Origin of the sequence: Clostridium massiliamazoniense, assembly GCF_001403635.1 — a bacterium.
Lineage (GTDB): Bacteria > Bacillota > Clostridia > Clostridiales > Clostridiaceae > Sarcina > Sarcina massiliamazoniense.
This window is the reverse complement of record NZ_LN879468.1, coordinates 1,967,501-1,979,576: the sequence shown is the minus strand read 5'-3', so window position 1 is coordinate 1,979,576 and position 12,076 is coordinate 1,967,501. Positions and strand designations below refer to the sequence as shown.

Below are 12,076 nucleotides of genomic sequence, written 5' to 3'. Positions count from 1 at the left end.
GAAATTACTCAGCGAGCGAATGCGAGTCGAGTTTTATGCTAAAAAGGGTACACATTTGGTGTACTCTTTTGTTTTAATATTTTATAATAATGATATAATATAAAGTGAGACTAAATTTAGATGGAGTATTACTCCATCTAAATTTTTAATTCGGTATTAGACTAGTAATTTGGTGAGATTTGGAGGGAGAAAGAGTTTGGATGCACCTGTAATGAAAAGTTTACCTCAAAGCATAGAGGCTGAGCAGGCTATTTTAGGGGCTATGATGATAGATAGAACAGCTATAGCAAAAGCAGCAGAGGCCCTATCTTATGAGGATTTTTATAGAGATTCACATAAGACCATATTTAAAAGTATAGTAGAGATGTTTCAGAGAGATGAAGCGGTAGACCAAGTTACTCTAACGGAGTACTTAAAATCTAGCGACAGATTAGAAAAATCAGGTGGAATAAGTTACATAAATGAGATAGTAGAAGGTGTTTTAACTTCAGCAAATGTTAAGGAATATATAAAAATAGTTGCTGATAAATCAACATTAAGAAAGCTTATAAAATCATCAACAGAAATAATTGAGAATTGTTATAATAATCAAGAAAATGTATCTGGTGTAATAGATGGAGCTGAAAAGAAAATATTTGATATATCAGAAACAAAAAATTCTGGAGAGTTTGAACATATAAGTGATGTATTAGAAAGAGGGCTTTCAGATATTGAGAGACTTTATAATAATAAAGGTGAAATAACTGGTGTAGGTTCTGGGTTTACAGATTTAGATGAAAAAACTTCAGGGTTCCAACCAGGAGACATGGTTCTTATAGCTGCTAGACCATCAATGGGAAAAACAACTTTTGCTTTAAATATAGCAGAACATGCAGCTTTAAAAGAAGGTAAAAGTGTTGTTATATTTTCTTTAGAGATGTCAAAGGAACAATTGGCATATAAATTACTTTGTTCTCAAGCTAGTGTAGATATGCTTGCTTTAAGAACAGGTCAATTAGAAGATAAGGATTGGGAAAATATAGCCAAGGCGGCAGGTCCATTATCATCAGCAAAAATATATATAGATGATACTGCTGGTGTATCAATAATGGAAATGAGGTCTAAGTGTAGAAAATTAAAAATAGAATATGGAATAGACCTAATTTTAATAGACTATCTTCAACTTATGAGTGGTAGCGGTGAAGAAAGTAGACAACAAGAGGTTTCAGAAATATCAAGAAATATCAAAGCAATAGCAAAGGAAATGAAATGTCCAGTAATAGCATTATCACAGTTATCTCGTGCACCTGAGCAAAGAGCTGATCATAGACCTATGCTTTCTGACTTAAGAGAATCTGGTTCTATAGAGCAAGATGCTGACCTTGTTATGTTTTTATATAGAGATGAATACTATAATAAAGAAACAGAGGATAAAAATATAGGTGAATGCATTATAGCTAAGCAAAGAAACGGTCCAGTTGGAACTGTTAAACTAGCATGGCTTGGTCAATATAGTAGATTCGGTAATCTTGATTTATCGGATATTGAATAAATTAGCTTATAGATTTGAAATAAAACAAAATAAAAATTAAAATAAAACAAAGAATTTTATAAAATTCTTTGTTTTATTTAAAGGCTTGATAAAGGAGTGAAGGTGTTGGAAAGAATTATTGGTTTTATTGGTTGTGGAAATATGGGAACAGCTATGCTTTCAGGAATGATTTCTTCAAATAAGTTTTCACCTGAAAATATAATATGTTCAGCTAAAAGTGATGAAAGTAAAAATAAATTAAGAGAAAAATTTAATGTTAATATAGGTAATAATATAGAAGTAGCTGAGAAAAGTGATATTTTAGTATTAGCTATTAAGCCTAACTTATATAAAAAAGTAATAAAAGAAATAAGAGAAAACATAAAACAAAATACAATTATAGTTATAATTGCAGCTGGAATTACTATTCATGATGTAGAAAGTTGGTTTAGTATTGAGAATTTAAAAATAACAAGAGCTATGCCAAATACACCAGCCTTAGTAGGAGAAGCTATGACAGCTTTATGTGCTAATGAAAATGTAACTTTAGAAGAACTTGAAGAGATAAAAGAAATCTTTAATAGTTTTGGAAAAGTTGAAGAGATAAATGAAGAAAACTTCCATGGATTCATAGCTTTATGTGGATCATCACCTGCTTATGCTTATATGATAATAGAAGCAATGGGAGAAGCAGCAATTAGATTTGGAATTCCAGCAAATAAAGCATATAATTTAGCAGCACAATCATTGTTAGGTTCAGCTAAGATGGTATTAGAATCTAATGAGCATCCAGCTATGTTGAGAGATAAAGTTTGTTCACCTGGAGGAACAACTATAGAAGCTGTTACAAAGCTAGAAGAAGAAGGTTTAAGAAAAGCAATAATAAATGCTATGAAAACTTGTGAAGAAAAATCTAAAAAAATGAGTAAAAAGTAATTGACATTGGTTATCAATTAGAATATAATAAAGACATAGAGACAGATAATCATTATCAATGATTACTTTTGAACAAATTATAAAACACATGACACATGAACAAGCAAAGAAAACAAACTCCTAAAAAGATAAGGCTGAATCTATATTAATAGATTCCAGCCTTATTTTTGTTATTTACCAAAAACTTTTTCTTTAAATTCTAATCCTGTTTTTGTTACAGCAAGACCACCTAAAGCAGTTTCTCTTAGGGATTCTGGTAAAGTTTTACCTACCTTATACATTGCTTCTACAACATCATCAAATGGTATGTAACTAATAACTCCAGCCATTACTAAATCAGCAGTACTTAAAGCACTTACAGCACCAGCAAAGTTTCTTTTTACACAAGGAACTTCAACTATTCCAGCAACAGGGTCACATACTAATCCTAATATGTTTTTTATTACTATGGCAGCAGCGTGTAAGCACATTTCATTAGTTCCACCCATAAGAAATACAGTTGCAGCAGAAGCCATGGCAGAAGCTGCACCACATTCAGCTTGACATCCACCTTCTGCTCCAGCAAAGGTAGCATTTTGACCAATTATCATTCCGACAGCAGAGGAAACAAGAAGTCCTTTAATCATTTCTTCATCAGAAAGATTTAATTTTTCACCAACTGTAGTTATTACAGCAGGAAGAATTCCACAGGAACCAGCCGTAGGACAAGCTACTATTTTTCCCATTGTTGCATTAAGTTCTGAACAAGACATAGCTCTTGCTATAGCTTTAACTATTGTATCACCACAAAGAGTATTTCCTTTTTCTAAATATTTACCAACCTTATAAGCGTTACCACCTGTAAGACCACTAAGGCAGATAACTTCCTTTTCAACTCCAACAGTTACGCTTTCCTTCATAACATCTAGAACTTTTCTCATGTTTTCTATAACATCTTCTCTAGATAGTTTATTATTTTCTATTTCATAATTTATTGCAAAATCAGCTAAACTCCAATGATTTTTAGCACAAATTTCAAGTAAATCAGCACCATTTTTAGCAAACATCTTTATACCTCCTTGGATTCTGGGCTTATTAAGATAGCTTTATAAACTGATGGAACAGCACGAATTTCATCTAAAGCTTCCTTAGGTAAATTATTATCTAATTCAAATAACATACTAGCGGTTTGTCCTTTTTGAACTCTATAAACTTTAAGAGTTGCAATGTTTATATTATGCTCATAGATAATATTTGTTATTGCAGAGATAGAACCTGGGATATCTTTATTAGATATTATTAGTGTAGGATATTGCCCTGTAAAGTCTACACTGCATCCAGCAACTTCTGTGATTTTAATTGCACCACCACCAATGGAAGAGCCCATTACTTCAATAATATCAGAATCAGTAGTATTCATAAGAAATTTAACTGTATTAGGATGAACATCATCTCCTAAATCAGTTTCTACAAATTCAACTTCTAAACCTTTATTTTTAGATATTTCAAAAGAATTTCTTAGGTTATGGTCAGAAGGCTCCATACCTAAAATACCTGCAATTAACGCTTTATCAGTACCATGGCCTTTATAAGTTTTAGCAAAAGAACCATGAAGGAGAAAAGTTACCTTTTTTATAGGCTTACCACATATGGTAGAGGCCACTTTACCAAGTCTTGCAGCAGCTGCTGTATGGGAACTTGAAGGTCCTATCATTATAGGTCCTATAACATCAAAAACTCCATATCTATTCATAAAATCATCTCCTTTATTACAATAATTCAATTGAATTATAAGAACATAGTAATTTATTTTCTCCTATTAAGCAATAAAGATTACATTATTTTTTTATGTTTTTATTAAATATTATTAAAAAAAGAGACTAAATTCATAAATTTGAATTTAGTCTCTAAAATAGAATAAATTTAGTTAGCTTTTGTAGTTTCAGCAACTGTTTCAGCTGGTGTTTTTATACCATGAGATTTTTTATATGAACTATACCATGAATAGCATACAAATGGTATACAAGCTATAATAATAAAGCTTATTACTAGTATAATTTCATAAGTTTTTGATTGACTAGCTGTTAAACCTTGTGGTGGAACAAATGAAATACATAAAGCCATTAAAGTAACTATTAATCCAACAACTGAAACAATAGTTTTTCCTGCTTTACCACCTGGGATATTATAAGAACTCTTTAATTCAGTATGTTTATATACTTTTTTCAAATAAGCACAGAAGAATATAATATAACCCATTAAGAATGTTACAGTTGTCAATGACATAGCAGTTAAGAAGGACATATTACCGCCACCAGTACCACCACCAAATGTTAATAAAGCGAACCAGAATGAAACAATAAGAGCATGAATTACTATTAATCTAACTGGCACATTATTTTTATTAACTTTTGTTAAGTATTTTGGTAAATAGCCTTCTTGAGCACATCTAAGCATACCAAAGGAAGGACCAACAACCCAAGCACTAAGTTCAGCACATACACCAACTGCCATTAATAAAGCAAGAATTCTAATATACCAAGTGGATGTTGAGAATAAAGCACATACAGTAGAATATGTTTGGATAATACCAGAACTTAAGTTAATATGAGCTTCTGGTATAACCATTGCTATAGTAAGACCACCAAGAGTATTTAAAACTATAGCAAGGACTACTAGCATAAACATACTTAGTGGATAATCCCTATTTGGATTTTCCATTTCATGAACATGGGTAGCTGATGCCTCAACTCCTATATAGGAGAGGACGAAAGTAACAAATACAACTAATGTATTAAATTTTGAGAAATCTGGTATTAAAGCAGCACCACTAAGTGTAGTGTGAATTGGATGACCAGTGGCTACATACCATATACCAAGAAGTATTAAGCAAATAGCAGGTATTAAGATACCAGCTATAAAACCAACTTTAGTAATAATTGCTGTATTTTTTGTTCCTCCAAATTGAGAGAAAACTATAATCCAGAAAATAACTACCATACAAACAAATTTAATTAAAGGATTTGTTGATAGTGCTGGGAACCCAAATAAATAAGCTAATGCACCTATAACGTAGTACATCATTGCTGAGAAACCTATTGATGTTGCAAACCATTGATAGAATACATGGGCAAAACCAAGTTTATTACTATTCAAGGATCTACTAGACCAAGTGAAAACTCCTCCTTCCTCCCAACCTGGTGTTGTAGCCATCTCTGCTGCACATAATGCAACTGGTAGGAAAAATAGTATACCTGCAAATATTAAGAAGAATACTAGTGAAAAACCTGATGTTGCAAATGTTGGGAATTCATAGGCAGCTAAAACCATTGAAGCTGTCATTGAGAAGAATCCCATAAGAGTTAACTTACCAGTTTTTTCTCCTTGTTCTTTTGAATTAGCCATAAGACATAACTCCTTTCGTAATTATAATTTAATTATAATAACTCCTAAGCTATGTTCATTTAGATGCTAAATCACAAATTGTTTATCTTCATTGAACTATTTAATTTTAAAAGTTAATTAAGTAGATTTAGAATCTAAATTAACACAGTAAAGTGGTTTATATGTAAATTATAGGAGTATAAGATAAACTTTACAAATTGGTGAAGTTGATTAAGTTCTGATAAATTTTTAACGAAAAATTAAAAATAGATATAATTAAAGGGGTTTATATTCAAAATAAATAAAAAAGTAAAACAAAGATTCAAATTTAATATTTTTTTCTCTTTATTGAAAAAACTCTCAAAAATTAAGAAATTAAGGAATATCACTAGGTTTATTTGAAAAACATTATTGTGCATTAATCAAGAAAAATGCAGTGAAAAAGCTAATTATCTTTAAATTAGATAGTAATATATAATATTGGAATAATATCAATTATTTATAATATATTGGTTAATAACTTATATAAGTGAAAATTACTTTAAATTTTATAAAATATGTATTAACTGTTAAAAATGTATTATTTATAACAATTTGCTTTAGAAATAGTAAAGTATTTTAAATGGAAGTATATTTTTTTTTATTATGTGAATGTATATATATATTTTTTTTGACAATTTAATTTTAAAGAGATTTGTTTTTAAAATTTTAAAGTAATATGATTAAGCCATAGAGTTGCTTTAAGATATTCTAGAGTTTTTATTTAAAAGATTATATTAAAGGAGCTTTATGGATTTTATGGTATTCATAATGTTAGGAGTGATTAAAATGAGCAAACAAGATGTAAGCTTAGAGGCTATGTTTATAGGGCCAAAATCAGAAAATAAAGAGTTATTTAAAAGTAATCTTTTAAGAATGTTTGATGATCATGCTGAATGGAGAAAAAATTATCATCCAGAGGATGGAAAAGTTATAACATTAAGAGATAAAGAATCTACTGAGTATAAAGAAAGTGTTGAAAGATTAGAAAATACTTTAGATGAACTTTCATCAAGATTAAGAAGTAAAATGATGCCTTGGCATTCACCAAGATATATAGGACATATGTGTTCAGAAACATTAATGCCTTCATTATTAGGATACTTTGCAGCAACATTATATAACGGAAATAATGTTGCTTATGAAGCAGGTCCAGCTACTTCAGATTTAGAGGCTGAAGTTGGAGATGACATGTGTAGATTAATGGGATATAAAATAGGAGAAAGTTGGGGACATATTTCTGCAGATGGTTCTATAGCTAACTATGAAGCTTTATGGTATGCAAGAAATGTTAAATCAATTCCATTAGCTATTAAAGAAGTTATACCAGAAGAAGTTGAAGGAAGATCCGAATGGGAACTTTTAAATATGTCTCTTCCAGAAATGTTAGATATATTAGATAGACATATGGATAAAATGGATGAGATAAAAAATCATTCAATTAGAGCTAAACATGATAAAATGGGTAAATTAGGTAAGATTATAGTACCTCAAACTAAACACTACTCATGGATTAAGGCAACTGATTTAATAGGTGTTGGTTCAGATAATATAATATCAATCCCAGTAGATAATAATTATAGAATGGATACAGATATATTAAAAGCTGAAATAGATAAATTAGTAGAACAACATATACCTATAATGGCAGTTATATCAGTCATTGGTACAACTGAAGAAGGAGCTATAGATAGAGTTCATAAAGTGATTGAAATGAAAAAAGAATATTCTAAGAAAGGTATTAACTTCTATTATCATATAGATGCAGCTTATGGTGGATATGGAAGAGCTATCTTCTTAGATGAAAACTTTAATTTCATACCAAAAGATAAATTACATGATGAATTTATAAAACATGGAGTATTTAAAAATCCTAATTTCTATTGGCCTAATGATGAAGTTTATGAAGGATTTAAAGCTTTATCAGAAGCTGATAGTATTACAATGGACCCTCATAAAATGGGTTATGTTCCATATCAAGCAGGTGGTATAGTAATCAAAGATAAAAGAATGAGAAATATAGTTTCTTATTATGCAAGTTATGTATTCCCAAAAACAAATGCAGCACCAGAATTATTAGGAGCATTTATTTTAGCTGGTTCAAAGCCAGGAGCAGCTGCAGCTGCAGTTTGGGCAGCACATAGAACACTACCTCTTAATATAACAGGTTACGGTAAGTTATTAGGAGCAAGTATAGAAGGTTCTCATAATTTATATAGAAAAATAAAAGAAATTAAAGAATATAAAGTTGGAGATAAAATCATAGAGCTTCATACTTTAACTGAACCTGATTTCAATATGGTTGATTTTATTGTTAACTTTAAAGGAAATAAAAATCTTGATGTATTAAATAAATTAACAGAAGAATTTTATAATAAAAAAGTTAGAGCTTCAGATGAACCATATAAAAGTGATTTAATGATATCACATACTGAATTTAATCATGCTGACTATGGAGATGCACCAAAAGATTTAGTATTAAGATGTGGAATGCCAGAATCAGAATGGGAAAGAGTTCACAATGTAGTAGTATTAAGATCTTGTGTATTATCACCTTTCTTAAATAGACCAGAAGTTTTTGAATATTATTCAAAAGAGATGGACAAGAGTATGGTTAAATTATTAGGAGAAGTTATAAAAGATATTGAATTTTAATATTTAGTAGTTAGAGGGGATCTATCAAAATTACAAGACCGTGTAATATTAAGGGTGTTTTGATACTCCTCTTTTTTAGAATATATAATTAATTAAAATTTCTTTAAAATAATATAATTGGAATCAATAATATTACTTTAAAAAGATTTTAGTAAGAAAATTGAATGAAAAAGGGGATAGAATATAATGCATAATAATGAGATTATAATTACTAATATAATATTGATGATTATAGCAATAATACTATTCGCTATTGGATACAAAGAAAAAAGAGCATTAGCAGTGAAATATGAAAAAAGTAAAGAAAAGGATTATTATAAATTAACTTTAGAAAGAGGAAAAACTAAATTTATTATTATAGATACTTTATTTGCTAAATTTATACCAGCAATAATATTTTTAGAAGTAATATTTACATATATTTTAGGAGTAAATAGAGCAAGTATAGATTCTTTAATAATAAAAATAATAGTAGTAATAATATCTGGTTTTATTTATGGAGAATTTCAATGGAATTTTATGAATAATTTATATAATAAGAATATGGGCGCTTTTAGAAGTATGAGATTTATAGGATATTACTTAATATTTAATGGATTATTCTTTTGGGGAGTTATTATAGCTACAGCGCTATGTTACTACCCTCATGAAGCACTTGTTCCAGCAGTAATGCAATATGTAGCTTGGTTATTTGCTGGATTATTCTACGGATATGTAGATTGGAATAAAAACAGACTTAAGTATGCAAATTATTTAAAAATGCATAAAGTAAGAGTAAGATAGGTGCTGTATCAAATCAGCACCTTAATTTATATTACTTTTATAAATGTATTTTTTATCTGCCGAGATAGCTATATAGGTACAAAATGCTGTGACCATTGAACTAGTATTAGAGCTTCTTTGCGTAGGTGAGTGGTCACAAATGGTGAACCTATATAGCTAGATAAGGATGTATCTGTAATTTGATACATCCTCTTATTGTTAAAAAATTAGCTCCACTTAGAAGCTTCTTTTTTTACTCTTTCATTAATAACATCCCAGTTTAAGTTAGGTAGGATTTTATCAAGGTAAGCTCCTCTATCAGAACCATAATCCATAAAGTAAGCATGTTCATAAACGTCGATTACAATAATAGGAGTTGCACCCCAAACAGCACCATAATCATGTAAATCAGCTCCAATAACTCTAAGGCTTTGAGTTAGGCAATCTAAAGCAACAATAGCCCATCCTCTAACACTTAAAGCTACTTCTTTTAAATAAGCAATCATTTCATCTTTGTCTTTGAAGCAACCACTAATAAGTTTATTTAATTCTTCGCTAGGTTCCCCTTTAGGATCACAAATATTTTCAAAGTATAATTCATGTAATTTTACTCCATTTAGAGCATAAGTTTCACCTAATTTTTGATTTCTCATTTCACTAAAAGTAGGATTTGAACCTTTAAAGTCTTCAGGATTCTTAGATAATTGAGAGATTTCATTAACTTTAGTAACATAACCTTTATATAATTTGAAATGAGCATCAAGTTGTTTTTCACTAAGTCCGTTTATAGATTGAAAATTAAATTTTTTTGTTGTAAGTTCTTTCATTTGTTTTTCTCCTTATATAATATAATTCTTTATAATTTTATGCAGAAGTTAAAATTTTATTATAAATAGATAGATTTTGAATAATACTAAGGAAAATAATAAATTTTACTTTGAGGAGGATTTTAGGAATGTCATCATTTGTTGTAGTAGGTGCACAATGGGGAGATGAAGGAAAAGGAAAAATGACAGATTATTTAGCAGAAAATGCAGATGTTATTGTCAGATTTCAAGGTGGGAATAATGCAGGGCATACTGTAGAGGTAGGAGAGAAGCAATACAAATTGCACTTAATTCCTTCTGGAATACTATATGAAGATAAATTAAATGTAATAGGAAATGGAGTAGTTGTAGACCCAAGAGCTCTATTTAAAGAAATTGATTATTTAAAGGATTTAGGAGTAGATGTAACTCCGAAAAAATTAATAATAAGCGATAGAGCTCATATTATAATGCCTTATCATATAGAAATTGATAAATTAAGTGAAAAAATGAAGGGAAGCCATAGTATTGGAACTACCTTTAAGGGAATTGGTCCATGTTATACAGATAAATTTGAGAGAATAGGTATAAGAGTTTGTGATTTAATAGATAATAAAATTTTTGAGGAAAAGCTTAGAAGAAACTTAGAGATAAAAAATAAATATATAAAGGAAGTGTTAAATGGAGAAGAATTAAAATTTGAGGAAATATTTGATCAATATAATAACTTCTCAAAAAGATTAGAGCCTTTTGTTAAAGATACATCTGTAGAAATATTTAAAAATATAAAAAATGAGAAAAATATATTATTTGAAGGGGCTCAAGGAATGTTATTAGATATAGACTATGGAACATATCCTTATGTGACATCATCAAATACAACATCCTGTGGTGTTGCAAGTGGTGTAGGAATAGGACCAAATTTAATTGATGAGGTTCTAGGAATAGCTAAGGCTTATACAACGAGAGTTGGCAAAGGGCCTTTTCCTACAGAATTAAATGATGAAATAGGAGAATGGATAAGGGAAAAAGGTCATGAATATGGGGTAACAACAGGAAGGTCTAGACGTTGTGGGTGGTTAGATACTGTAATATTAAAAAAATCAGCAAGGGTTAATGGTTTAACTTCTTTTACTATTACTAAAATAGATACTTTAGCTGGATTAGACAAGGTTAAACTTTGCATTGCCTATGAATTAGATGGAGAAAAAATAGATTATTTTCCGGCAAGTTTAGAAAAGTTAGCTAGATGTAAGCCAATTTATGAAGAATTTGATGGATGGAGTGAAGAAATAGAAAAAATAAGTGATTATAAAGATATTCCTGAGAATGCTAAGAAGTATATAAGGAGAATTGAGGAGTTAACTGAAACAAAAGTTTCTATAATATCTGTAGGACCGAAGAGAAGTCAAACAATAAGAATAAATTATTAATAAAAATACAATTCTAATTTAATTACATATTATATTTAATTAGATAAATTTAAGAAAAAATTATAATAATCAGTAAGAATTCAATAATATTTACCAAGAAAAAATATGGAAAATGAATATTATAGGCAGTATCAGTGTAAAGAATGTTAATATAATTTTAAGTTTATTAACATTCTTATCAAATAGTAAAATTTATTGTTTATTTATTAGAAAAGGAATTAATTTTATTAAATATACAAAAAAAAGACTTTTTATTGAAAAAACTTGAAGAAAATAAAAGGATAAATAATGAATTTTAATAATCACTTTGTTTGACATATAAGAACGAAAAGTTTAAATTGTAATTAGATATTGAACTTCGATATTGATTTTAATAAGTTTAATAAATTTAAATTTTGTTGCGTTGATGTGCACAAAATTAGTTAAGTTTAGACTTAATATTTTGGACAACCTATAAATAAATTTTAAAATTTATTTAAACAAATCAGTGCAATATATTGAAATAGTTAATTAATGGTAATAACTTTTATAAATGTTATTATAAAATTTCTTAATATAAAGGAGGAATTAGT

At 28.9% G+C, this 12,076-nt stretch carries 9 protein-coding genes; 5 read left to right on the top strand and 4 right to left on the bottom strand.

Going from position 1 to position 12,076, the window contains the following annotated elements; all coding sequences use genetic code 11:
• The first annotated feature begins 196 nt into the window (after positions 1-196).
• Entirely contained in the window at positions 197-1,531 is a 1,335-nt protein-coding gene (locus ARA19_RS16305) for a replicative DNA helicase (RefSeq protein WP_055071971.1), read from the top strand.
• Between the two features lie 105 nt (positions 1,532-1,636).
• Positions 1,637-2,446 carry a pyrroline-5-carboxylate reductase gene (gene proC, locus ARA19_RS16300; RefSeq protein WP_055071970.1) on the top strand — a complete coding sequence of 270 codons (810 nt, stop codon included), beginning with the start codon at positions 1,637-1,639 and terminating at the stop codon, positions 2,444-2,446.
• A gap of 170 nt (positions 2,447-2,616) precedes the next feature.
• Here the strand turns inward: proC and sdaAA are convergent, their stop codons facing one another.
• The 3 genes from sdaAA to ARA19_RS16285 all read right to left on the bottom strand — a co-directional run bounded on the left by sdaAA (position 2,617) and on the right by ARA19_RS16285 (position 5,830).
• Positions 2,617-3,492, bottom strand: coding sequence for an L-serine ammonia-lyase, iron-sulfur-dependent, subunit alpha (sdaAA, locus tag ARA19_RS16295; RefSeq protein WP_055071969.1), 876 nt, complete (start codon positions 3,490-3,492; stop codon positions 2,617-2,619).
• 2 nt (positions 3,493-3,494) lie between these two features.
• A complete protein-coding gene (gene sdaAB, locus ARA19_RS16290) occupies positions 3,495-4,178 on the bottom strand; it encodes an L-serine ammonia-lyase, iron-sulfur-dependent subunit beta (protein ID WP_055071968.1) in 684 nt (227 codons plus the stop codon).
• A gap of 170 nt (positions 4,179-4,348) precedes the next feature.
• Positions 4,349-5,830: an APC family permease gene (locus ARA19_RS16285; protein WP_055071967.1), complete on the bottom strand. Its 1,482-nt coding sequence runs from the start codon at positions 5,828-5,830 to the stop codon at positions 4,349-4,351.
• An 807-nt stretch (positions 5,831-6,637) separates the two neighbouring features.
• Between ARA19_RS16285 and ARA19_RS16280 the strand changes: the two genes are divergently transcribed.
• Both ARA19_RS16280 and ARA19_RS16275 read left to right on the top strand, forming a co-directional pair.
• Positions 6,638-8,503, top strand: coding sequence for a pyridoxal-dependent decarboxylase (locus tag ARA19_RS16280; protein ID WP_055071966.1), 1,866 nt, complete (start codon positions 6,638-6,640; stop codon positions 8,501-8,503).
• A 186-nt stretch (positions 8,504-8,689) separates the two neighbouring features.
• Positions 8,690-9,286, top strand: coding sequence for a hypothetical protein (locus tag ARA19_RS16275; protein WP_055071965.1), 597 nt, complete (start codon positions 8,690-8,692; stop codon positions 9,284-9,286).
• 206 nt (positions 9,287-9,492) lie between these two features.
• On the opposite strand, the gene ARA19_RS16270 is transcribed toward ARA19_RS16275, so the two are convergent.
• A complete protein-coding gene (locus ARA19_RS16270; RefSeq protein WP_055071964.1) occupies positions 9,493-10,092 on the bottom strand; it encodes a superoxide dismutase in 600 nt (199 codons plus the stop codon).
• Positions 10,093-10,220: 128 nt separating this feature from the next.
• On the opposite strand from ARA19_RS16270, the gene ARA19_RS16265 reads away from it, so the two are divergent.
• Entirely contained in the window at positions 10,221-11,504 is a 1,284-nt protein-coding gene (locus tag ARA19_RS16265; protein WP_055071963.1) for an adenylosuccinate synthase, read from the top strand.
• Positions 11,505-12,076 lie beyond the last annotated feature (572 nt).

Coding starts and splice junctions, on each gene's coding strand:
- sdaAA (WP_055071969.1), bottom strand. CDS start 3,492: ATGTTTGCTAAAAATGGTGCTGATTTACTTGAAATTTGTGCTAAAAAT.
- sdaAB (WP_055071968.1), bottom strand. CDS start 4,178: ATGAATAGATATGGAGTTTTTGATGTTATAGGACCTATAATGATAGGA.
- ARA19_RS16285 (WP_055071967.1), bottom strand. CDS start 5,830: ATGGCTAATTCAAAAGAACAAGGAGAAAAAACTGGTAAGTTAACTCTT.
- ARA19_RS16280 (WP_055071966.1), top strand. CDS start 6,638: ATGAGCAAACAAGATGTAAGCTTAGAGGCTATGTTTATAGGGCCAAAA.
- ARA19_RS16275 (WP_055071965.1), top strand. CDS start 8,690: ATGCATAATAATGAGATTATAATTACTAATATAATATTGATGATTATA.
- ARA19_RS16270 (WP_055071964.1), bottom strand. CDS start 10,092: ATGAAAGAACTTACAACAAAAAAATTTAATTTTCAATCTATAAACGGA.
- ARA19_RS16265 (WP_055071963.1), top strand. CDS start 10,221: ATGTCATCATTTGTTGTAGTAGGTGCACAATGGGGAGATGAAGGAAAA.